A 21,129-nucleotide genomic window follows, 5' to 3' on the forward strand; every position below is an offset into this window, starting at 1 on the left:
CTCAACTTTGTCGGCAAGTTAGTTGCCCAGGCTCTCAATGAAAGCCACGATCTGGTTGATCTGCTCCTCGCTGAGAAGCTCATCAAAGTTTTGCGGCATGACATTGGGTTGGAAACCGGCCACGATCTGGGCATTCGGGTCCACGATAGCGGTCAGCAGGTAATTGGTATCGGCAATGACGGTGCTGCCGTCGGTTAGCTCCACATTGTGGCCGGCCAGGCCGAGCCAGGTGGGGCCGATCTTGGCAGTGCCGTCGGTGGTGTGGCAGCCCAGGCAGCCGAAGGTCTCGGCCCAGCGCTGGCCGCACTCTACATCGGTCAGGTTGCAGTCAGCCGCCTGCTCGGTGAGCCAGCCGGTGAACTCAGAGCCATCCACCACCTGCACCTGGGCCAGCATACTGTAGTGGCCCTGGCCGCAGATCTCGGCACACTGCACTTGATAGGTGCCGTTGGTGTTGGGGGTAATGCGCAGTTCGCGCACGTATTCTTCACCGCCAGGCAAGATGTCTTGCTTGACGCGGAATTCAGGCACAAAGAAGGAATGGATCACATCCTGCGAGTGCAGGCGCAACAGAGCTTGCTGGTTGCGCGGCAACACGAGCACATCGGAGGCCACCGCGGTGCGCACGCCCTCTTCGGTGGTCACTTCATATTGGAAGCGCCAACTCCATTGCGAGGCAAACACATCTACCGTAATGGCCTGCGGGTCACGGCGCTCCACGTCGGAGAGCGTCTGGCCGCCGATCACCGCCATCCACAACACGATGCCGATCGGCACCACCGTCCAGAAGATCTCGAGGCGCTGGTTGCCGTGCATGTACACGCCATCGCCCTTTTCGCCCGCCTTGCGGCGGAAGACGACCAGGCTGTAGACGATGACGACACAGATCAGCGCAACAAAGAAAGCAATGAACCAGAAGTGAATGTTGAAGAGCCAGTCAATGGTGATGGCTTGTTGGCTTGCCTGGAGCGGCAAGATGTTTGTTTGCGTTAGCAACAAGCCCAAACCAAGGGTTGCCACGATCACAAGCACACCAACAATGAGGAGATGAATCATCCGTTGTCCTCCGAAAAAAGCCTTTCGTGTTGTTATTGTGCCGAAAGGTACGAAGTCAGTATATCACTAATTCAACTTTGAACCCTCAGGCTTGCAGCTCTTCAACCGCTTTGAGCACTTTTTCGCTGTGCTTGGGGACGCTGACCTTGCTGTAAATCTCGGCGATCTTGCCGTCCGGCCCGATCAGGAACGTGGAGCGGATGACGCCCATGTACTTCTTGCCGAACATGGTCTTCTCGCCCCAAACGCCGTATTGCTCGCAGACCTTATGGCCCACATCCGCCAGCAGCGGGAACGGCAGGCTGAACTTCGCCTTGAACTTCTCGTGGGATTGCTCGTCATCCGGGCTGACGCCCAGGATCACCGCGCCAGCCGCCTTGTACTTGAGGTAGTCGTCACGGAAGTTGCAGGCTTCCAGCGTGCAGCCCGGGGTGTCATCTGCCGGGTAGAAGTACAGCACCACCGTCTTGCCCTTATAGTCTGAGAGCTTGTGCAGCTTGCCGTTCTCGTCGGGCAGTTTGAAATCAGGGGCCTTCTGGCCAATGTTCAGGGTCATATAAGTCTCCGTTTTTTGAAATTATAGTCAGTGGGATGGGGATTTGTTGGGAGATTAAGCCTTGCCGGCACAAGCTCTGCCCTACTCTTGATCAGCCCATTGCTTTGACAACCAACCCCAATACACCCCTAAACAAACGATCTGCGCTATAAGATCAGCATGAGCTGGGGAAGCCGAAAGTTGTTAGTAATATCTTTTGACCCCCACCCCTATTCCAACAACAATAACTTTTGGCAAGCATTTAGGCTACGTAAGGAGAATTGCAGCCCTTATCTAACCCAAAACGCCTGGGCCAGCAAATAAGCGCTGAGGAAAGTAAAGGCCATGCCGTTGAAAGTGACCGCCAGCCAATTGGGCTTGAGGCCCTGAGCGATCCGCTGCATGTACCAGACCTGCAGCCCGGCCAGCGGCAGGCTGAGCAGCGGCATAAGGCCAATGGCGGTTGGCAAGCCAGCGGCCAGCGCACCGAGCATTAGGGCGTAGCCCGCGGCCACCAGAATATGGTGCAGGCGCAGCGCCTGTTCCCAGCCGATGCGCACGAACAGGGTCAGCTTGCCGGTTCGCAGATCCTGGGCGTAATCAGAAAATTCAAGGGCCAGGGTGGAGGCCAGGGTCAGCACCACCAGTGGGAAAGTGCTCATGGCCAGCAGGCGGTGCATGGCCCCGCTCTGCAGGCTGAAGCCGAGGGCCGGCACCAGTGCGGCCAGGATGATAGCGGTGCTGAGCTCGCCGTAGCCGCTGGTGGCCAGGCGCACGGGCGGCACGGAGTAAAAGAAGGCGCCGAAGAAGATGAGGCCCATGATCAGCAAAACGGTCGCATTCAGGCTGCCAGCCCGCGCGACCACATTGGTGGCGGCCGCCACCAATGCTAGGGCAGTGCCGGCGGCGATCAGGGCCACCTGCGGGCGCAGTTGGCCCTCGCCCTGCCCCAGCGCGCCGCTGCCGCCACTGAACGGCGTGCGGTTGGCGTGATCGGCGTCGTTGGGGTGATCAAAATATTCGTTGAGGTAATGCACGCTGAGCTGCATGGCGCTGACCCAGATCTGGCCGCTGAGCACAAGGTTCCAATCCAGCGGATGGCCCAGGTAGCGGGCAATGCCCACGCCGAGGAAATAAAACAGCGCCCCACCGCCAAGGAACCAGGGGCGGGAGAGGCGCAGGAACAAGATGAGCGGGTTGGTTTTCACAGCTTAGGTGGCCGCGCCAAACTGCTTGAGTTCGTCTGGGGTGGCGTGACGATCGCTGGCGTGCGGCTGGCTATGCGTGCTAAGCCACAGCACGCGGGCGTCAGCCGCGGCCGCCAGGCTGCAGGCCACGCCGAACGGCACCAGCATGGCTTGCGCATTGGCTTGCAGGCTGATACTGGTGTGTACGCCGTAACTGGGCGACTGGGTGCGCAGGTCCAGCAGGCGCGCATCCACCGCACCGTCTAAGACGAAGAGCACCCGGTCGGCCTCGACGCGCAGCGCATAAGCGCCCATGCTGCCGGCCGCCAGGTTGTGCAGGGCCAGCTCGCCGAAGCGGCGCAGGATGTGATCGGTCTCGCGCAGCAGCACCACGCCGTCGGGTGCGGGCTGCTGGGGCAGCAGGTGCATGTCCGAGATGGGCGGCTGGCTGCTCATGCGAGTTTGAGGGTGCGCTTAATGTCGCGCTGGTGGCCGAGGAGATGGATATACAGCAGCTTGAGCATATGCTTGATCTCGGTTTCGCCGAGCGCCGGGTGGCGGCCGCGGCGTTCGAGGTCGGCATCGGTCAGGCTGCGAGCCCAGTGCGCATTCTCGCCGCGGCGGCGGGCGAACTCTTCGATGAGCCAGGCATCATCGTGTTGCTCGCTCATCTCAGTGGTGTGGCGGGCGTTCCAGCGGTTGATGTTGAAATCAGCCGGCACGCCCTCGCCCGTTTCGGCAATGCGCCGGATGATGCGGCCCAGCGAGCCTTCGACCTCTACAAAGTGGGCCAGCAGGTCATGCGTGCTCCAGGCTAGGCCATCTTCATAGATGCGGGTCTGCATCTGCTCTGGGGTAAGGCCGCGGAAGAAGGCGGCGGTCTTCTCCCCTTCGCTGTGCAGCGCATCGGCCAGTTCGTGGGCGAGTTCAGACATCAGCGCCTCACCAGATTGGTCAGGAAAAACCACAGGTTGGCCGGGCGCTCGGCCAGGCGGCGCATGAAGTAGGGATACCACTCGCGGCCGTAGGGCACATAGATGCGCACAGGGTAGCCTTCGGCGGCCAAGGCCTGCTGCAGGTCACGGCGGATGCCAAACAGCATCTGGAACTCGACCTGGGTTTTGGGAATGCCCAGCTCGGCGGCGTGCTGCTTGGCGAACTGAATGCGGGCCAGGTCCTGGCTGGCAACGGCCAGCATGGGCGGCCAGGGGCCGGCCACGCCCTCGGCGGCGAGCACGCTGTGGCCGGCATGCAAGAGCAGATCGGCCAGGCGGTCGTAGGCGGCATCCACATCAGCCTTGTCCGGGAAGGCGCGGTCGGCCGGCTCCATGTAAGCACCCTTGACGACGCGGATACGGGCACCTTCGGCGATCAGAGCGAGTACGTCAGCCTCGCTTCTATATAAGTACGACTGGATGACCACGCCGACATTATGCAAACCTTCGGCGCGCATTTTGCGGTACAGGGTCAGGGTGGTATCCACCCAGGGGGAGTCTTCCATATCAATGCGCACGAAGACCTGGCGCTCGCTGGCCGCCTGCAGAATCTGGCGCAGATTACTTTCAACCAGCGCCAGGTCGAGCTTGAGGCCCAGCTGGGTCAGCTTGATGGACACGCCGGAGCGCACGCCGCTTTCGGCGATCTGTTGCACCGCCTCGATAATGCGGGCAGTGGAGGCGTTAGCAGCCGCCGCATCGGCTGTGTGCTCGCCCAGCAGGTCGAGCGTGGCAAGCATGCCGTCATTGTTGAGCCTGCGCACGGCGTGCAGGGCGTCTGACAGCTCGTCGCCGGCGACGAAGCGGCGCGCCATGCGCCGCGAGACGCCCAGGCTCATGATGAGGCGACGAGCCCAGTCAGCTTGTGAGAGATATATAAGAAAGCTACGTAGCATGAGCGTTATGGGTTGCAGTTTTTGGAGGAAGGGTTGCATTCATACAACCCTAATACGCGGGATTCTAACACGCACAAGTGGATGCGATATACTCGCAACGTCTTATGAGTTTCTACGTCCGCCCGCGCTCTTCATTCATGCGCCTGGCTGCCAGCTTCTTGCTGATCAGCACCCTCGTTCTTCTGATCATTCAGCTCATTCTATACAGCCGTGACCGCGCCAACTTTCCCGCTGGCCTGGTGGTGGCAGGCATCCCCATGGGCGGCATCAGCCGCCAGCAAGCCGCCGAGCGCCTGTTGCGCATCTATAACCTGCCGGTGGAGCTGCGCTACGGCGACAGCATCATTCACATGGACCCGGCCATGGCCGAGTTCCGCCTGAACCTTGAAGGCATGATCGCCGCGGCAGACCAGCAGCGCACCAGCTCGCCCTTCTGGGGCGGCTTCTGGGATTATTTGTGGGGCAACGTATCCAACCCGGTGGAAGTGCCGCTGGATGCTACCTACTCTGAGGGCCTGTTGCTGCGCTATTTACAAGACGAAGTCTCGGCGCGCTACGACAAGGCACCCAGCCCGGCGCAGCCCATCGCCGGCACCACTCAGTTCCGCCTGGGCGAGCCTGGCACCACCATCAACATGGAAAATGCAGTAAGCCAGATCGAGAATGCGCTGTTCTCGCCTTCCCAGCGCACGGTCACACTGAGCATCCAACAGTCCGCCACGGCCCGCCCCAACCTGCAGAACCTGCAAGTGCAAATGCAGCAGATCCTTGAAGTGGCGGGCTATGACGGCATTGCTGACATTTACTTTCAAGACCTGGCCACCGGGCAGGATCTGCACTTCATTTACCGCCTGGGCAGCAACCTGCCCAACCAGCCGGATATCTCTTTCACCGCCGCCAGCCTGATGAAGATCCCCGTGCTGGTGTCCTCCTTCAAGAACCTGGACACCGAGCCGGATGCGCGCATCCAGGAGCTGTTCCGCGAGATGATCGCCCAATCGCTCAACGAGGCCACAGACGCCCTCATGAGCGAAGTGATCGGCGGGCCACGCGCCCCGATCAGCGTAACCGAGGATATGCGCCAGCTGGGGCTGAACAACACCTTCCTGGCCGGCTACTTCTACCTGGGGGCGCCGCTGCTGGAGCGCTACAGCACACCTGCCAGCCAGCGCACGGATGTGAACACCGACCCTGACCCCTACAACCAGACCACGCCTACGGACATGGGCATGCTGCTCTCAGACATCTACCAGTGCGCCCAGGACGGCGGCGGCACGCTGCGGGCCGTGTTCCCTGACCAGATCAGCCAGGGTGAATGCCAAGACATGCTGGAGATCCTGAGCCAGAACCGCATCGGCATCCTGATCCAGGCCGGCGTGCCCGAGGGCACCCGGGTTGCCAACAAACACGGCTGGGTGACCAACCCGAATACGCAGGTCATCAATGTAATGAGCGATGCCGGCATCGTGTTCACCCCCAACGGGGACTATGTGCTGGCGATCACGTTCTACCAGCCGGTGCAGCTGGTGTTCGACCCGATTTCAGTGATCTTCTCTGACCTCAGCGAGACGGTATACAACTACTACACCCTGCCCTCGCGGGACGAGTAGCTATTCGCCCGGGTAGCGCATGCCCCAATGCGCCCGTAGCGTATCCAGCGTGCGCATGATCGCCAGTGACTCATCCAGCGGCATGGCCTCGCTTTCCAGCTGGCCGGCTGCCAGGCAACTGGCCACCTCGGCGGCCTGGTAGCCGTAGCCCTGCCCTTTGTAGGGCGCGGTGAGAGTGCGGGTGCCGCCCCCTTGCTGCAGGTGCAGGCGGCGCATTTTCCAACCGCCGCGGTCCATCTCGATGCGAATATTGCCCTCGCTGCCGAGCAGCATGATGTCGTGGCGCATGCGGCCGTCGAAGCCAGCCGCCAGCTGCGCCGTGGCGCCGCTGGCGTATTGGAACGTGGCGGCGAAGCGGATATCTACTCCAGTGGGCGCCAGCAGAGCCTTGGACATGATCTCCTGCGGCTGGCCGAAGACCAGGCTGGCGAAGGAGACGGGGTAAATGCCAAGGTCGAGCAGCGCACCGCCGCCCAATGCCGGGTTATAGAAGCGATTGTCGTCTACGATGGGCGGCTGGGAGAAGAACGCGGCGCTGAGGTGCAGCGGCTGGCCGATTGCGCCGCGCTGCAGGAGTTCTCGCAGCCTGGCGACCAGCGGGAGCCACCGCACCCACATCGCTTCCATCAGAAATAGTTTGCGAGAACGGGCCAACTCGATGAGTTCGGCCAGCTGGGGCGCGTTGAGAGTGAAGGTCTTCTCGCACAGCACCGGCTTACCTGCGAGCAAGGCGGCTTTCGTTTGCTCATAGTGCAGGTTATTGGGCGAAGAGACGTAGACCACGTCGATGGCCGGGTCAGCCAGCATGGCGTCCAGCGAGCCGTACGCCTGCCCGCCGAAGCGGCGGGCAAAGGCCGCCGCCGACTCAGGCGTACGGGAGAACACGCCGCCAACGCGGCTACCCTGCGCAAAGCGCAGGTCGGCCGCCATGGCGGCGGCCATCTTGCCGGCGGCGACGAAGCCCCAGGTGGTTGGTTGGCGGGATGCGGGCATGTATTTGAGGGAGTATACAGGAGAGGAAGTTATAGCTGAGTGCAGACTGTATAATTGAAATATGCGCCCATAGCTCAACTGGACAGAGCGACTGACTTCGGATCAGTAGGTTGTGGGTTCGACTCCTGCTGGGCGCGCTAGGCAAATGGCTTTGCCATTTACCTTTTAGGGAGTTTCTACTCGGCTTCGCCGAGTTACCGAGCTTTGCTCGGGACGAAACTCCTTACACTTTTAAGTAACCCTAAAGTCCCATAACCGTCTTCGCAATGTACAAGTAAATAGCCAAACCCGTCGCGTCCACCAGGGTCGTGATGAGCGGGGCGCTGACCGCGGCCGGGTCGATCTTGAGGCGCTGGGCCAGCAACGGGATCAGCGAGCCGATGGTGTTGGCCCAGGTGCAGATGACCAGCACTGAGAGCGCCACAGTGAGGGCCAGCGCATCGCTGGAACCCCAGAACTTGGCGCGCATGTAGGAGACCGAGCCGAGCAATAGGCCGATGAGCAGGCCGCTGAATAGCTCGCGGCCGATGACTTTGAAGCTGTCGCGCGGGGTCACCTCGCCCAGGGCCAGGCCGCGGATCAGGGTCGAGACGGTTTGGGCGCCGGTGTTGCCGCCGGTGCCGATGAGCAGCGGGATGAAGAACGAAAGCGCCACCACGGCGGCCAGCTCGCTCTCAAAATGGCGCAGCACCATGCCGGTCAGCGTTTCGGCCACGAACAGCAGCAGCAGCCAGCCGATGCGGCGGGAGATGGCGGTGCGGATGGGGATGGTGAAATAGGGCTGGTCCACCGGGCCGCTTTCCACACCACCGAAGCGCAGAATGTCCTCGGTGCTTTCGGCAGCCAGCACGTCGATCACATCGTCGACCGGGATGATGCCGAGCATGCGCCCGCTCACATCCAGCACGGGCATAGCCAGATAATCGTAGTGCGAGAGCAGGCGGGCCACCTCTTCACGGTCGGTCTCGGGCGTGACGCTGACCAGTTGGGTGTTCATCAGCTCGCCCAGTTTCTTGCGGGCCGGGGCCACTACCACCTCGCGCAGCGAGACCACGCCTTCCAGGCGGTCTTCGTCATCCACGACATACAGATTGGTCAGGGTCTCGGCGGCGGCGTTCATGCGGCGCAGGCGCACCAGAGTTTCGGCGGCGCGCCAATCTTTGTGCACGCGCACGAACTTCTCGGTCATCATGCGACCGGCGCTGTGGATGGAGTACTGCAGCAGGCGCTGGATGTCGAGAGCGTGCTGCGCATCCATCGCCTCGAGGATCACCGAGCGGCGGCGCGGGAACAGCGGCACGATCTGGGCCGCCTCGTCCATGGGCATCTGGTCCACAATGGCGGCGATCTGGCCCACCTTCAGCGGGCCAGCCACCTGGCGCACCAGGTTGGGCGGCAGCTCGCCGAGCACGGCGGCCTGGCGCTCCAGCTCCAGGGCGGCGAAGACGCGGCGGCGCTGGCCGGTATTGAGGCGCTCCATCACATCGGCAATGTTTGCCGGGTGCTGGTGCTCCAGAGCGGCTTTCAGCGCTGTGTTCTGGCGGCGGGTCAGCGCCTCACGGATATTGCGCTCCAACTGCTCAGTGTTCACCAGTGCGCTCTTGGTACGCTTCTTCTCATTCATCTGACTTTTCATAAGGCCCTCGCAGCGGCGATTTTAACCGCCAACCGATTGCTGATACAATTTTTAGAGCTATCAACGACCCCGATCCCGAGGAGATTGAATGCCGGTCAAAAAGAAGTTGCAGCGCAAAGCCACCAGCAAAAAGACGACCAAGACAACAACGAAACGCAAACCTGTAGCCAACAAACCGGCTGCCTTGAGCCTGAAGAAGGCCATTTACAACCTGACCACAGCCGAAAGCTATGAGCACGCCGTGCGCAATGGCGAGATCCAGCTCACCGCGGCCGGCCCGCTGAACGCGGTCACCACCCCGCACACCGGGCGCTCACCCAAGGACCGCTTCGTGGTGCGCGAAGCCTACAGTGAGAACGATGTGCACTGGGGCAAGGTCAACACCGAGATCAGCGAGAAATACTTTGACCGTCTGCACCAGAAGATGGTCGCCCATCTCAACAAGCAAGACAAACTCTATGTGCGCGAGGTGTATGCCTGCGCCGACCCGGCCTACGAGATGCCGGTACGTTTTGTATCCACCTCGGCCTGGCACATGCTGTTCGTCAAGAACATGTTCCGCCACAAGGCCGATCTGAGCAATTTTGAAGCCGAGTTCACCGTGCTGCACGCGCCCGAGCTGCAGGCCAACCCGAAGACGGACGGCGTGCGCTCTGGCACGTTCATCGTGCTCAACCTGGCCAAGAAGATGGTGCTGATCGGCGGCACGCGCTACGCCGGCGAGCTCAAGAAGTCGATCTTCTCATCGCTCAACTATCTGCTGCCCAAGCAGGGCGTGCTCTCGATGCACTGCTCGGCCAACGTGGGCAGCGACCGGCGCACGGCGCTTTTCTTCGGCCTGTCGGGTACGGGCAAGACCACCCTCTCGGCCGACCCCTCGCGAGCCCTGATCGGCGACGACGAGCACGGCTGGAGTGATAACGGCGTCTTCAACCTGGAGGGCGGCTGCTACGCCAAGGTCATCAAGCTCTCCCAGAAAGCCGAGCCGGATATCTGGGCGGCTTCGCATCGTTATGGCACCGTACTGGAGAATGTGGTGCTCAATCCAGACCGCACTCTGAATCTGGACAGTGACGAGATCACCGAGAACACTCGCTCCGCATACCCCCTCAACTTCAACTCAAATACAGACCCTGATGGCATGGCCGGCCACCCCAACCACATTGTGTTCCTGACCGCGGATGCCTGGGGCGTGTTGCCGCCGATCTCCAAGCTGACGCCCGAGCAGGCGATGTACTACTTCCTCTCCGGCTACACGGCCAAGCTGGCCGGCACCGAGCGCGGCGTCACCGAGCCGCAGGCCACCTTCTCGGCCTGCTTCGGCGAGGTGTTCATGGTGTGGGACCCGACGGTCTACGCTGAGATGCTGGCCGAGAAGATGCGCAAGCACAACACACAGGCCTGGCTGGTCAACACCGGCTGGACCGGCGGCCCCTACGGCGTGGGCAGCCGCATGAAGATCGACTATACGCGTGCCATGGTGCACGCCGCGGTGGAAGGCAAGCTGGACGGCGTGGCCACGCAGACGGACCCGGTGTTCGGCCTGGCGATCCCCACCAGCGCGCCGGACGTGCCCAGCGAGGTGCTGAACCCGCGTGACACCTGGGCCGACAAGGCCGCCTACGACGCGCAGGCGGCCAAGCTGGCCGCCGAGTTCCACAAGAACTTCAAACGCTTCGAGGGCAGCGCCAGCGCGGCGATCAAGGGCGCCGGTCCGGTGGCTGGGCGGTAGCTAAAAACAATCTCAAAAAAAAAAGAGCGCAGCCTTAGCTGCGCTCTATTTTTTGTTGTTTAACGTCATTGCGAGGACGTGAGGCGGCGGAGCCGCTGAACAACGAAGCAATCTCCACTTGTGCTTGCGTAAAGCCTGGGGATTGCTTCGACGGTTGCCGCTGCTACGCAGCGCCTACTCCTCGCAATGACAATGATGGCGATCCTGTCATTCCGAGCGAAGCGAGGAATCCTTTAGGGCATAAAAGATCTGGCCTGGATATTGAAATAGCCAAAGGATCATTAGCGCTGCTTCGGAATGACAAGCACTAAGGAGTCAGGTTCCCAGCGACACTACTTCTTCTGCACATCCCCAGCTTAAAGTAAAACCAGCGCCACCATGTCCGTAATTATGGATTACGCGAGTCTTCCCAAGAGTTTCAGCCTCCAGGCGCACTTCGTGGCGCACCGGGCGCAGGCCTACGCCTGCGCCAACCACCTGCACCTCGCCGAAGGCGGGGTGCAGGTTGGCCGCCTTGGCCAGGATCTCGGCCTGGTCTGCGGCGCGCACGGTGGTATCCCAGTCGTCGGCTTGCGCCGTACCGCCCAGCACGATATCCGCGCTGCGCGGGATGATGTAACCCAGCCCGTTCGGCCCTTCGTCATCCAGGATGCTGTGTACCACTCCATTCGGGCGCACTTTCACAGTTTGGCCGCGCACCGGATACAGGCTGGTATCACCGGCCAACTGGCGTGAGCCCAGCCCGGTGCAATTGACCACCAACTTGCTCTCGGCCAGCGCCTGGTCCAAGCTTGCTACCTCGCGTTGAGTAATATTCCCACCCAGGCGCAAGAACCACGCCACCAAGTAGTCCATGTACGCGCTGGTATCGATCACGACCGACTCGGTTTCAAAGCCGTCCACATAGCCGGCGGGCAGCTCGGCGGCTGCCAGGCGGCGGTAGCCGGCCACCGCCCCCGCCCACCAGGGCGTCTCGACCGGGTGGGCGTACAGGTCCTGCACCAGGGTCGGGCGGCAGCCGCTGGCCGGGTCAGGCAGCAGGTGTTGCTTGAAATACGCAAGCGTGGCGCTGGCCCAGGGGCCAACCCGCTCAATAGGATGCGCCAGGTACGGGAACCACAGCGCGGCGGCCTGGTTGGAGGTGGTGTGCGGCGGCAGTTCACGGGCCCAGATGGTGACGGCGTACCCGGCCTGCAGGAGCAGGATGCCGCTGCTCAGGCCGGACACGCCGCAGCCGAGCACGAGGGCGGATCGTTGCGTCATGCCTATCATTCTAGACCCACTTTGTACCAATCCTCGCAAAAAGCTTGACTCAGGCTTAAAATGCCTGTATATTGTGGCCTTACCCTCACCAACCGCCATGTATACGCCTACTCCATAAGGACGCATGCACGGCTTCTACCTCCCCCCGGTATCGAAGCCACACGGGGAGGAGTGTAAGACCCAGCCGAAATCACGTCCCATCATCTTGATGGGACGTTTGTTTTCCCGCATTGCACAACCAAGTCAAAGCGAACATCAAAGCTGAGGAGGTGACCCGAGAGCGAGCTCACCTACCTCAGCTTTTTATTTCTCGGCTTCATTAACTAGAACTTGGAGGAGTGGAATGTCTCGAAAACCGATTTTTGCTTTTCTCACCCTGGCCGCCCTGCTGCTGGCCGCCTGTGGCGGCAGCAGCGCCAGCGGTGAAGGCTTCACTTTTGGCATGATCCTGGTCGGCCCGCAGAACGACCATGGCTGGAGCCAGGCGCACTATGAGGGCGGCCAGTATGTCGTCGAGCACCTGCCCGGCGCGGAAATGATCGTATTCGATCTGCTCAACCCGGCCGACAAGCCGGAGGCCACGCTGGAAGGCGTGGTGGACGAAATGGTGGCGCAAGGCGCCACGCTCATCTTCACCACTTCGGATGAGTTCGAAGAGGACACCACCACGGTGGCAGCCAAGTACCCGGATGTGGTCTTCGTCAATGTCTCCGGTGATGACGCCCTCACCGGAGAAGCACCCGCCAACCTGAGCAATGTGATGGGCCGCATGGAAGAGATGAAGGCGGTTGCGGGCTGCGCCGCGGCGCTGACCACGCAGACCGGCCAGCTGGGCTACGTTGGCCCGCTGATCAACCATGAGACTTTGCGCCTGACGGCTTCGGCCTACCTGGGCGCCCGCCACTGCTACGAGACCTACCGCGGCGAGAACCCGGATGACCTGGAATTCACCGTGAGCTGGATCGGCTTCTGGTTCAACATCCCCGGCGTCACCAGCGACCCCACCGAGGTGACTACCAACTTCCTCGACACCGGTGTTGACGTTGTGCTGAGCGGAATCGACACCACCGAAGCCATCAACGTGGCCGGCCAGCGCGCAGCGGCCGGTGACACCGTATGGGCGATACCCTACGACTATCTCGGCGCCTGCGACAATGCGCCCGACATCTGCCTGGGTGTACCCTTCTTCAACTGGGGGCCGGACTATCTGGCCGTCGCCACCGCCGTCATCGAAGGTGAGTGGAGCCAGAGCTGGTTGTGGAACGGCCCGAACTGGGATGACCTCAGCGATCTGGACAGCAGCTCGGTGGGTTGGCTGAACGGGCCTGGCCTGAGCGAAGAAGCGGCCGCCAACCTGGCCGACTACATCAGCAAGCTGGCCAGCGGTGAAGTGGCCGTGTGGTCCGGTCCCATCAACCTGCAAGACGGCACAGCGTACATCGCGGCGGGGGCAGTAGGCACCGATGAAGAGATCTGGTATCTACCCCAGCTGCTGGAAGGGATGAACGGCCCCAGCCAGTAGCAGCAACGAGGACCAACGTGCTGGCTGCCGCAAAATTGCGGCAGCCAGCACGGATTTTTCTGGTCTACTCAGCTGACATCATCATGCAAGTACACCTCAACGCGATCCACAAACAATTTGGAACGCTGGTTGCCAACGACGAGATCTCGATCCAGTTCGAGCCGGGCCGCATTTACGGCCTGCTGGGCGAGAACGGTGCCGGCAAGAGCACGCTGATGAAGATCCTGTCGGGCTACCAGCAGCCAGACCGCGGCGAAATTGTGCTAAGGGGTACGCCCCAGCAGTTCGCCTCGCCGCGCCAGGCGCTGGCAGCTGGCGTCGGCATGCTGTACCAGGAGCCGCTGGACGTGCCGGTCTTCACCGTACTGGAGAATTACTTGCTGGGCCGGGCCGCCGGGGGCGAAAGCCCGCGGCAAGCCGCCCGAACGCTGGCAGCGCTGGCGCAGCGCTACGGCTTCGATATTGACCCCCACGAACATACGAGTGAATTGAGCATGGGTGAGCGCCAACAGCTGGATCTGCTGCGTTTGCTGGCGGGCGGCGCGCAAGTGCTGATATTGGACGAGCCGACCACTGGCATCAGCGCAGAACAGAAGGACATCCTGTTCGCCTCCATGCGCACCCTGGCGCGCGAAGAAGGTAAGACCCTGATATTGGTGTCGCACAAACTGGATGAAGTGCAAGAGCTGTGCGACTATGCCTATGTGCTACGCAAGGGACGCCTGGTGGGCGGCCTGCCGCTACCCTGCCCCAACGAGGAACTGGTGAGCCTCATGTTTGACGAGTTGGCGCCGCGGCCCGCTCGCCAGACTGCGCACGGAGACATGCTGTTGCAGCTTCAACATATCTCCGTGCGCAGTACGCGCCTGGAGTTGGAGCCGGTGAGCCTGCAATTGCAGGCCGGGCAGGTGCTCGGCCTGGCCGGGCTGGAGGGCAGTGGGCAGGAGCTGCTACTGCGCGCTTGCGCCGGGCTGCTGCCGCTGAGCGGCGGCAGCCTGCAGCTGGGTGGCGAAAGCCAAACTGAATGGAACTACCCACAAGCCCGCCAGCACGGCGTGGCCTATTTACCGGCCGGCCGCCTGGAAGAGGGCCTGATCGCCGGCCTGACCCTGACCGAGCACATGGCGCTGGTGAGCCAGGCCCACGGAGTGCTAGTGGACTGGCCGTCCAACCGCCAACTGGCGGCGCAGCACATCGGCACCTACCAGGTGGTGGGACAGCCTGAGTCGTATATTGAGAACTTATCCGGCGGCAACCAGCAGCGCTTTTTGTTCGCCATGCTGCCGCAGAATTTGAAACTGATCCTGATGGAACACCCCACCCGCGGGCTGGATATTCGCTCAACGGACTGGATCTGGGAACAGCTCGACCGGCGCCGCGCCCAGGGTACGGCGATCATGTTCATCTCGGCCGACCTGGACGAGATCGCGGCGCGCAGCGACGTGATCGCGGTGTTCTCGGGCGGGCGGCTGCTGCGCAGCCTGCTCGCCGCGGAAACCACCGCGGATGAGCTGGGCCATTTGATTGGCGGCGCGCTGTGAGCCGGCTGGAGCGCATCTGGCCGCTGTTGCCCGGGTTGGCCGCATTCCTGGTGACCACGCTGCTTTTGCTGGCGATGGGCACATCGCCCATTGATGCGTATGCCGCCATGTGGCAGGGCGCCTTTGGCACCAGCGCACGTGTATACAGCGTGCTGGCCTTTCTGGTGCCGCTGCTGCTGGCAGCCAGCGGGCTGCTGCTCACCTTCAAAGCCGGTCTGTGGAACATTGGTATCGAAGGCCAGATCATCATGGGCGCCATCGCTGCCAGCTGGGTGGCGCTGCGGGTCGAGCTGCCCGCCGGCCTGCAGATCCCGCTGGAGCTACTGGCCGCGATGGCGGGCGGCGCCTTGTGGGCGGCGCTGGCTGGCTTATTGAAGACACGCGGCGGCGTGCACGAGATCTTTGGCGGGCTGGCCTTGAACAATCTTGCCATCCTGCTCACCAATTACCTGATCGCTGGCCCCTGGCAGCCACCAGAGGGCGGCAGCTTCCGCGGCACGCAGCCGTTTGGCGCCCACGCCCTGCTGCCCCTATTCGAGAATTCGCGCCTGAGCCTGCTCTCGCTGGCTCTGGCGTTGCTGGCCTTCGCGGCGGTGGCGCTGGCACTGACCAATGGCCATTGGGGGCTGCGCCTCAAGGCGCTGGGCCAAAACGCCCGCTCGGCGTTCCTGCTGGGCGTTTCCAGCCGCCGCGAGATGCTGCTGGCGATGGCGCTGTGTGGCGCGCTGGCCGGGCTGGGCGGCGGCGTGCGCGTGCTCAGTTGGTTCGACAGCCTGCGCCAAAGCATCTCAGGCGGCATTGGCTACCTGGCGCTGATGGTGGTGCTGCTGGCAGGCTTCCGCCTGGTGCTGACGCCGCTAGTGGCCTTCTTCTTCTCCGCCGTGCTCAACGGCAGTATTACGTTACAACTCCGCACACAGCTGCACTCGGCTCTGGGCGATATCCTGACTGGCGTGCTGGTGCTGCTGGTGCTGCTGTTCGGCAATTACGAACGCGTGCGCCGCGCCCTCAGGCGTGGCGGGAGTGCAAAGAATGGATAGCACCCAACTCATCGCCATTTTCGGCAGCATCCTGCTGCAGTCGGCCCCGCTGATCATTGCCGTATGCGGCGAAACGATCAGCGAGCGGGCCGGCGTCATCAATCTTTCCATGGATGGCAGCCTGCTGCTCTCGGCGCTGGCCGGTTTCGTGGCTGCTCTGCTGAGCGGCAGCCTGCTGCTGGGCTTCGCCTCGGCCGCCGCGGTGGGCGCGCTGATGGCGCTCATCGTGGCCTTTGGTAGCCTGCACCTGCGCCAGAATCAGGTGGCGATCGGTTTTGTGCTCGCCATGCTGGGCGACAGCCTGAGCGCGTTTCTCGGCCAGAGCTTCACCCGCCTGCCCGGCCCCAGCGTGCCAGCCATGCACATCCCCATCCTCAAAGACATTCCAGTACTCGGCCCGATCTTCTTCCGTCAGGACGCGGTGGTGTACTTCGCCCTGCTCTTGGTGGCGGTGACGTGGTGGTTCTTGTTCCGCACCCGCGCCGGGCTGGAGCTGCGCAGCGCCGGCGAGCGGCCTGAGGCGGCCTTCGCCCGCGGCGTGGCCGTGCGCAAGCTACGCTACCTCTATGCGGTGCTGGGCGGTGCGCTGGTGGGCATTGCCGGGGCGGCCTATTCACTGGACGTCAAGATCGGCTGGGCCGAGGGACACACCCGCGGCATGGGCTGGATCGCCCTGGCGATTGTGATCTTTGGCGGCTGGTCACCCGTGCGCGGGGCGCTGGGCGCGGTGCTGTTCGGCGCCACCAAGGCGCTGGCCACGGTGCTGCAGCGCAGCTTTCCGCAAGTGGCGCTGGTGGCGTTCAACGCTGTGCCTTGGCTGCTGATGATCGCCGTGTTGCTGCTGGTGAGCGGCAAGCTGGCCGCACCGCTGTTGGCGCGGCCGCCGGCCGCCTGGCGGCGGACCTTGCGCGGGCTGCTGCAGGCCGCCCCACCCGCCGCGCTGGGCGACCTGCTGGACGATAATTAGCCGATGCTGCGCCATATGCTGGCAGTCTTGCTGCTGCCCTTTGTAGTCACTGTGATCGTGCCCACGTATCTGCTGGGCCAGTTTGGCGCCGGGGAGCCGGCGCTTTGGCAGCGGGCGGCCGGCGTGCTGTTGTTCGCGGCTGGGTTCAGCCTGTTTGCCTGGTGTGTAAGCCTATTCGTGCGCGTGGGCCGCGGCACCCTGGCGCCGTGGGACCCAACCCAGGCGCTGGTGGCGGTGGGGCCGTATCGCTATGTGCGCAATCCGATGATCAGCGGCGTGGCCGGCATTTTGCTGGGCGAAGCCTTGTATTTTGGTTCAGTTGCCTTGCTGGCCTGGGGTGTGGCCTTTGTTTCCATCAACCACATCTACTTTGTACTCTCCGAGGAGCCGGGGCTGGAACGCCGCTTTGGTGAAAGCTACCGCCAATACAAGGCCAGCGTGCCGCGCTGGATGCCGCGCATCAAGCCGAAGCTTTGAGCCGCTTCGAACCCACCACGATCGCATTGCCCAGCAGCACCAGAGCCACACCCGTGAACTCGAACCAGCCCAGATGAAGCCCCTCAAATATGGCGGATAGCGCCAGAGCGATCACAGGCACGAACACGTTCACATACGCCACACGGTCTGCACCGATGCGGCCCAGCAGGGTCAGGTAGCTGCCGAAGGCGATCACCGAGCCGAACAGCGCCAGATACAGCAACGAGCCAAGATAGCCCGCCGAGAGCTCAAAGGTGAACTGCGTGCCGCGCAGTACGGCAAACGCCAGCGTGGCCAGCGAGCCATAGAGCATGCCATACGCGTTGGTCTGGATGACGGGCAGATTGGCGCGCTGGTTGCGCGCCGACACAATGTTGCCCAGCGAGGCCGATACCGCCGCGCACAACCCCAGCCCGATCCCCAGCGCCCTCAGGCTATCCACCTGCAAACCTCTCAGTTCAGGCCAGAAGATGAGCGCCACGCCCACCACGCCAACCAGCGCACCGGCAACCACGCGCCCCTGCACGGCATTGCGCAGGAAGATGGCGCCGAACATGACATTGAGAATGATGACAGCCGAGAACAACACTGCCACCAAGCCGCTGGTGACATAGGTCTCTGAGAAATACACCATGACATAGTTGAGCGAGAAGAGCATCAGCCCTTGCAGCGCCATGAAGGCGTGCTGGCTGCGGCTGAAGCGCAAGTTGAGCCCGCGCCACTTGCTGTATACGAACAATATCAATGCTGCCAGAAGAAAACGATACGCCACCGAAAGCTCTGGCGCCACCGTGCCCAGCTGGAGCTTGATCGCCAGCCATGTGGAACCCCAAATCAGCACGGTGATGACGTACAGAAACGCATTGCTCATGGATAGACTCCTAAAAGAAGAAGGGAAAGCAGACTAAGCGGGCTTGGCCGCGCAGCCTTCGGGCTTGTAGACCCGCTCGGTCGACGCGGGATACTTCAGCAGCTTCGCTGCCGGGCGCACGGGTCGGCGCACCAGCCCGCCGCCGCAGTTGGGGCACACGAAGTTCAGCTTGTCCCGCGCGCAGTCTGCGCAAAAGGTGCACTCGAACGAGCAGATGTAGGCCTGCGCCTCGGGCGGCAGATCCACATTGCAGCATTCACAGTTGGGTCGCAGTTGCAGCATGCAGCTTAGGCCTCAGGCGAGAATTCCATCGTGCCGCCGTCACCGCCCAGGTGCAGCTCCAGCACACCGTCGGCCGTGAGGCTGTAGCTTTCCACCAGGCCAAGCTGGGCGTAGAAGTCGCCTTCGTTGGAGCCTTCGCAGAACATGCGCGTGGTGGCGATCAGCGGCATGCTGAGCTGCCGCCCGGCGCCAACCAGGAAGGCACCCTGCCCTGAGTTGCAATCGGTCTCCATGCTGGCATAGCCCATGTCATTGAACGTGAGCACGAACGCATCCCGCGTGCTGGGCTGGGTGGGTTGGCCGTTGGCCACGGTCTGCAGCCAGACCCAGCGCGTGTCCATCAGCGCCATGGTGGGCTGCAGCGCCAGCCCGGCCGGGGCAATGCCGTTGAGATCATCCACCAATACGAGCGAATCATCATCCTCGCGGCCGAAGGTCAGCACGGCAGCGTCAAAATTGAGGTCCAATGAATCCTGGCTGCCAATCCAGTCGCCCACATCCACGCGAGGCGCCTGGCCATCACCGGGGTCTTGTGACAGCGTGGCGTCGCCATTGGCATTCAGCCAAAGGATCACCGTTTCACGTTCAAGGTTGGCCTGGTAGCGACCGGGATAGCCGCCGCCTGCAACAGGAGTGCATGCAACCAAAGCCAACAGTAGGGGAAGAAGCAAATAGTGAGTTCTCAAACAGGGCCTCCCACAAGCGTTCGGCCATTGTATCGCTAACTCAGAACATCTTTCGTTTGCGGCGCACCCACCAGGCCATAGCCCAGTCCACCAGCCACGGCGCATAACGGTTAATGAAGGCGGGCACATCGTATAAACGGCCCAGCATCAGCTCGCGCCGCGGGTGCAGGATGAGGCGATGAATGGCGCGCGCCACGGACTCGCGGCTGAGGTTGCCCACCCCGGGCGACTGAAAGCCAACGCCGCCGCGCCGAGCGGCCAGGTCATTGAACTCCGTGCCGCTGACGCCGCCCGGATGGACGCGTGAAACATGGATACCCCAGGGCCGCAGCTCGCGGCGCAGCCCATCCGTAAGTCCTTCAAGGGCGTACTTGGTGCCCGCGTAAATGGTCTGCGGGGGTACTGCCACCCGGCTGGCATACGAGACCATGTTGATGATATGGCCGGAGCGGCGGCGCTGCATATCAGGCAGCAGCAAGCGGGTCAGATGCAAAGGCGCCAGCACGTTGACGGCAAACTGGGTCTCGAGGTGCTTGGCCTTGGCGGTATCCATCCAACTGTACGATCCCCAACCCGCAATATTGACCAGCACATCTATGCGGCCAAAGACGGCCAAGGTGCGGCGCACCAGGCGGCGGATCTGCGTATAGTCGCTCAGGTCGGTCTTGACCACCAGGATCTGCCCGCCCTGCCCGGCGATCTCAACCGCCAGGCGGCGCAGGCGGGTCTGGCGGCGGGCTGCCAGCGCCAGGTGGGCACCAGCTGCCGCCAGCTGGCGCGCCGTGGCGGCGCCAATGCCGGCTGAGGCACCCGTAAGCAGAACAACTTTTTCTAAAAGATCTTTGTTTCCCATAGTTGCACTAACGCCCGGCGGCCCCTAAACAGCATATGCTCTCTATTTCACAATAGCAAAACTGGAGCAACCTGCACACCTGTGCAGGGGTTATATCTAGTGAGCGGCGGTTGTCGCACATCTATCTCAAGGAGAGAACAGATGGATACTGGAAACATCGGTAAGTGGCTTTGGATCGTTGGCCTTGCGCTTGGCCTCATTTGGGGCTTGGCTTCTGGCCTGGGGATGGCTCTGCCTGAAATTCTGGCGACCATTTCCGCTGTCGCCGCCTTCCTGGGCGGCGTGCTGTACATTGGCACGATGAAGGATCGCACTGGCTTCTTTGTGGCCGCTCTGGCCCTGGTTGCGTTCTCCTCGGCCGGTGGCGACATGTTCGTCCCCATGCTGGGCGGCCTGGTGGCTGGCGTGCTGGGTGGTGCGGCCTGGGCTGCTGGTGCAGCTGCGGCTGGCGCCCTGCTCCGCGTAGTGTACGAATGGGTCATGCCGTAAGCGTTTGATTGGCTTCGCATTTATACAAAAGAGCGAGGCCATGCCTCGCTCTTTTGCTTAAGCACTCAGACGCCCACTTTAGTTGGGCGTCTCTTGATTCTCGCGGTCAGGCTCTTCGGTGCGGCGCTGGGCACCCTGGCGCGGGTCGCGCTCGGGCGTGCGGTGAATGGCGCCATCCGGCAGATGTTCCTCCCCTTCCTGGGGCGGGCGCACGGACTGCTTCTCGTCCTTTCGGTCTTTATCGTGCTCGTTCATCACAACCTCCTGTACTGGATAGTGGATGTACTTCGGCCAACGCTCTCGTATTTGGCTCTGTTACCTGCTGCACTCAAAATGAGAGTGCACTCATTCTTGGCGATCCTGTAATACACGCAAAGCCCCCTCGTTTGCCGCAGTACGAGACAAATGATGGCTAAGTACGGAAAAGCAGCTCAAAAAAGTGTGGAACGCGCCATGCGCAAACGCAAGCAGGGCACGCTGCGCTCCAGCTCGGCCAGA

General features: G+C 62.3%; 22 protein-coding genes and 1 tRNA gene. 9 read left to right on the forward strand and 14 right to left on the reverse strand.

The genetic code is table 11. The annotated features are described in order from the left end of the window. Positions 1-18 precede the first annotated feature (18 nt). The 6 genes from coxB to KIT08_02560 form a co-directional block, all read right to left on the reverse strand. A complete protein-coding gene (gene coxB, locus KIT08_02535; GenBank protein UYN90125.1) occupies positions 19-1,056 on the reverse strand; it encodes a cytochrome c oxidase subunit II in 1,038 nt (345 codons plus the stop codon). 85 nt (positions 1,057-1,141) lie between these two features. Beyond that, positions 1,142-1,612 (reverse strand): thioredoxin-dependent thiol peroxidase, encoded by a 471-nt coding sequence (gene bcp, locus KIT08_02540; protein ID UYN90126.1) that lies wholly within the window; start codon positions 1,610-1,612, stop codon positions 1,142-1,144. Positions 1,613-1,881: 269 nt separating this feature from the next. Then, positions 1,882-2,799 (reverse strand): prenyltransferase, encoded by a 918-nt coding sequence (locus KIT08_02545; protein ID UYN90127.1) that lies wholly within the window; start codon positions 2,797-2,799, stop codon positions 1,882-1,884. Between the two features lie 3 nt (positions 2,800-2,802). Next, positions 2,803-3,234, reverse strand: a complete 432-nt coding sequence (locus tag KIT08_02550) for a dTDP-4-dehydrorhamnose 3,5-epimerase family protein (GenBank protein ID UYN90128.1) — start codon at positions 3,232-3,234, stop codon at positions 2,803-2,805. Continuing rightward, complete coding sequence (locus tag KIT08_02555) at positions 3,231-3,713, reverse strand: DinB family protein (protein ID UYN90129.1); 483 nt, start codon at positions 3,711-3,713, stop codon at positions 3,231-3,233. The genes KIT08_02550 and KIT08_02555 overlap by 4 nt, the downstream gene beginning before the upstream one ends. Beyond that, positions 3,713-4,669: a proline dehydrogenase family protein gene (locus KIT08_02560; protein UYN90130.1), complete on the reverse strand. Its 957-nt coding sequence runs from the start codon at positions 4,667-4,669 to the stop codon at positions 3,713-3,715. Before KIT08_02560 ends, KIT08_02555 begins: the two co-directional genes overlap by 1 nt. A gap of 104 nt (positions 4,670-4,773) precedes the next feature. On the opposite strand from KIT08_02560, the gene KIT08_02565 reads away from it, so the two are divergent. Further along, positions 4,774-6,279 (forward strand): serine hydrolase, encoded by a 1,506-nt coding sequence (locus KIT08_02565; protein UYN90131.1) that lies wholly within the window; start codon positions 4,774-4,776, stop codon positions 6,277-6,279. Here KIT08_02565 and KIT08_02570 read toward each other — a convergent pair whose 3' ends face one another. Then, positions 6,280-7,272, reverse strand: coding sequence for a Gfo/Idh/MocA family oxidoreductase (locus KIT08_02570; protein ID UYN90132.1), 993 nt, complete (start codon positions 7,270-7,272; stop codon positions 6,280-6,282). A gap of 63 nt (positions 7,273-7,335) precedes the next feature. On the opposite strand from KIT08_02570, the gene KIT08_02575 reads away from it, so the two are divergent. Then, positions 7,336-7,409 (forward strand) — tRNA-Arg (locus KIT08_02575). 104 nt (positions 7,410-7,513) lie between these two features. On the opposite strand, the gene mgtE is transcribed toward KIT08_02575, so the two are convergent. Then, the gene (mgtE, locus tag KIT08_02580; protein ID UYN90133.1) at positions 7,514-8,896 is read right to left on the reverse strand and encodes a magnesium transporter; all 1,383 of its coding nucleotides are present in this window, start codon (positions 8,894-8,896) and stop codon (positions 7,514-7,516) included. A gap of 100 nt (positions 8,897-8,996) precedes the next feature. Here mgtE and pckA point away from each other — a divergent pair, with 100 nt between their 5' ends. After that, positions 8,997-10,640 carry a phosphoenolpyruvate carboxykinase (ATP) gene (gene pckA, locus KIT08_02585; protein UYN90134.1) on the forward strand — a complete coding sequence of 548 codons (1,644 nt, stop codon included), beginning with the start codon at positions 8,997-8,999 and terminating at the stop codon, positions 10,638-10,640. A 315-nt stretch (positions 10,641-10,955) separates the two neighbouring features. Here the strand turns inward: pckA and KIT08_02590 are convergent, their stop codons facing one another. Continuing rightward, positions 10,956-11,903, reverse strand: a complete 948-nt coding sequence (locus KIT08_02590; protein ID UYN90135.1) for an FAD-binding oxidoreductase — start codon at positions 11,901-11,903, stop codon at positions 10,956-10,958. Positions 11,904-12,246: 343 nt separating this feature from the next. Here KIT08_02590 and KIT08_02595 point away from each other — a divergent pair, with 343 nt between their 5' ends. The 5 genes from KIT08_02595 (at position 12,247) to KIT08_02615 (ending at position 17,450) form a co-directional block, all read left to right on the forward strand. After that, positions 12,247-13,425 carry a BMP family ABC transporter substrate-binding protein gene (locus tag KIT08_02595; protein ID UYN90136.1) on the forward strand — a complete coding sequence of 393 codons (1,179 nt, stop codon included), beginning with the start codon at positions 12,247-12,249 and terminating at the stop codon, positions 13,423-13,425. Between the two features lie 83 nt (positions 13,426-13,508). Next, the gene (locus KIT08_02600) at positions 13,509-14,966 is read left to right on the forward strand and encodes an ATP-binding cassette domain-containing protein (protein UYN90137.1); all 1,458 of its coding nucleotides are present in this window, start codon (positions 13,509-13,511) and stop codon (positions 14,964-14,966) included. After that, positions 14,963-16,006, forward strand: coding sequence for an ABC transporter permease (locus tag KIT08_02605; GenBank protein UYN90138.1), 1,044 nt, complete (start codon positions 14,963-14,965; stop codon positions 16,004-16,006). The genes KIT08_02600 and KIT08_02605 overlap by 4 nt, the downstream gene beginning before the upstream one ends. After that, a complete protein-coding gene (locus tag KIT08_02610) occupies positions 15,999-16,973 on the forward strand; it encodes an ABC transporter permease (GenBank protein ID UYN90139.1) in 975 nt (324 codons plus the stop codon). The genes KIT08_02605 and KIT08_02610 overlap by 8 nt, the downstream gene beginning before the upstream one ends. A 3-nt stretch (positions 16,974-16,976) precedes the next feature. Beyond that, positions 16,977-17,450, forward strand: coding sequence for an isoprenylcysteine carboxylmethyltransferase family protein (locus KIT08_02615; protein UYN90140.1), 474 nt, complete (start codon positions 16,977-16,979; stop codon positions 17,448-17,450). Here the strand turns inward: KIT08_02615 and KIT08_02620 are convergent. The 4 genes from KIT08_02620 to KIT08_02635 are packed head-to-tail and all read right to left on the reverse strand — an operon-like array spanning position 17,434 to position 20,142. Further along, positions 17,434-18,321, reverse strand: coding sequence for an EamA family transporter (locus tag KIT08_02620; protein ID UYN90141.1), 888 nt, complete (start codon positions 18,319-18,321; stop codon positions 17,434-17,436). The genes KIT08_02615 and KIT08_02620 overlap by 17 nt on opposite strands. A gap of 33 nt (positions 18,322-18,354) precedes the next feature. Beyond that, positions 18,355-18,603 (reverse strand): DUF1272 domain-containing protein, encoded by a 249-nt coding sequence (locus tag KIT08_02625; protein ID UYN90142.1) that lies wholly within the window; start codon positions 18,601-18,603, stop codon positions 18,355-18,357. 5 nt (positions 18,604-18,608) lie between these two features. Beyond that, complete coding sequence (locus tag KIT08_02630; GenBank protein ID UYN90143.1) at positions 18,609-19,274, reverse strand: META domain-containing protein; 666 nt, start codon at positions 19,272-19,274, stop codon at positions 18,609-18,611. A 55-nt stretch (positions 19,275-19,329) separates the two neighbouring features. Continuing rightward, positions 19,330-20,142 (reverse strand): SDR family NAD(P)-dependent oxidoreductase, encoded by an 813-nt coding sequence (locus KIT08_02635; protein UYN90144.1) that lies wholly within the window; start codon positions 20,140-20,142, stop codon positions 19,330-19,332. 141 nt (positions 20,143-20,283) lie between these two features. On the opposite strand from KIT08_02635, the gene KIT08_02640 reads away from it, so the two are divergent. Then, positions 20,284-20,631 carry a hypothetical protein gene (locus KIT08_02640; GenBank protein UYN90145.1) on the forward strand — a complete coding sequence of 116 codons (348 nt, stop codon included), beginning with the start codon at positions 20,284-20,286 and terminating at the stop codon, positions 20,629-20,631. 78 nt (positions 20,632-20,709) lie between these two features. On the opposite strand, the gene KIT08_02645 is transcribed toward KIT08_02640, so the two are convergent. Beyond that, complete coding sequence (locus KIT08_02645) at positions 20,710-20,886, reverse strand: hypothetical protein (protein ID UYN90146.1); 177 nt, start codon at positions 20,884-20,886, stop codon at positions 20,710-20,712. Between the last annotated feature and the right edge of the window lie 243 nt (positions 20,887-21,129).

Source organism: Anaerolineales bacterium (assembly GCA_025808555.1).
In the GTDB taxonomy this organism is placed as follows: Bacteria; Chloroflexota; Anaerolineae; order Anaerolineales; family UBA11579; genus JAMCZK01.

Bases quoted from the DNA above. Each gene is read 5' to 3' on its own strand.
- KIT08_02615 (UYN90140.1), top strand. From the start codon at position 16,977: ATGCTGCGCCATATGCTGGCAGTCTTGCTGCTGCCCTTTGTAGTCACT.
- KIT08_02625 (UYN90142.1), bottom strand. From the start codon at position 18,603: ATGCTGCAACTGCGACCCAACTGTGAATGCTGCAATGTGGATCTGCCG.
- KIT08_02590 (UYN90135.1), bottom strand. From the start codon at position 11,903: ATGACGCAACGATCCGCCCTCGTGCTCGGCTGCGGCGTGTCCGGCCTG.
- KIT08_02555 (UYN90129.1), bottom strand. From the start codon at position 3,713: ATGTCTGAACTCGCCCACGAACTGGCCGATGCGCTGCACAGCGAAGGG.
- KIT08_02600 (UYN90137.1), top strand. From the start codon at position 13,509: ATGCAAGTACACCTCAACGCGATCCACAAACAATTTGGAACGCTGGTT.
- mgtE (UYN90133.1), bottom strand. From the start codon at position 8,896: ATGAATGAGAAGAAGCGTACCAAGAGCGCACTGGTGAACACTGAGCAG.
- KIT08_02550 (UYN90128.1), bottom strand. From the start codon at position 3,234: ATGAGCAGCCAGCCGCCCATCTCGGACATGCACCTGCTGCCCCAGCAG.
- coxB (UYN90125.1), bottom strand. From the start codon at position 1,056: ATGATTCATCTCCTCATTGTTGGTGTGCTTGTGATCGTGGCAACCCTT.
- KIT08_02635 (UYN90144.1), bottom strand. From the start codon at position 20,142: ATGGGAAACAAAGATCTTTTAGAAAAAGTTGTTCTGCTTACGGGTGCC.
- bcp (UYN90126.1), bottom strand. From the start codon at position 1,612: ATGACCCTGAACATTGGCCAGAAGGCCCCTGATTTCAAACTGCCCGAC.
- KIT08_02645 (UYN90146.1), bottom strand. From the start codon at position 20,886: ATGAACGAGCACGATAAAGACCGAAAGGACGAGAAGCAGTCCGTGCGC.
- pckA (UYN90134.1), top strand. From the start codon at position 8,997: ATGCCGGTCAAAAAGAAGTTGCAGCGCAAAGCCACCAGCAAAAAGACG.
- KIT08_02560 (UYN90130.1), bottom strand. From the start codon at position 4,669: ATGCTACGTAGCTTTCTTATATATCTCTCACAAGCTGACTGGGCTCGT.
- KIT08_02620 (UYN90141.1), bottom strand. From the start codon at position 18,321: ATGAGCAATGCGTTTCTGTACGTCATCACCGTGCTGATTTGGGGTTCC.
- KIT08_02595 (UYN90136.1), top strand. From the start codon at position 12,247: ATGTCTCGAAAACCGATTTTTGCTTTTCTCACCCTGGCCGCCCTGCTG.
- KIT08_02570 (UYN90132.1), bottom strand. From the start codon at position 7,272: ATGCCCGCATCCCGCCAACCAACCACCTGGGGCTTCGTCGCCGCCGGC.
- KIT08_02565 (UYN90131.1), top strand. From the start codon at position 4,774: ATGAGTTTCTACGTCCGCCCGCGCTCTTCATTCATGCGCCTGGCTGCC.
- KIT08_02640 (UYN90145.1), top strand. From the start codon at position 20,284: ATGGATACTGGAAACATCGGTAAGTGGCTTTGGATCGTTGGCCTTGCG.
- KIT08_02610 (UYN90139.1), top strand. From the start codon at position 15,999: ATGGATAGCACCCAACTCATCGCCATTTTCGGCAGCATCCTGCTGCAG.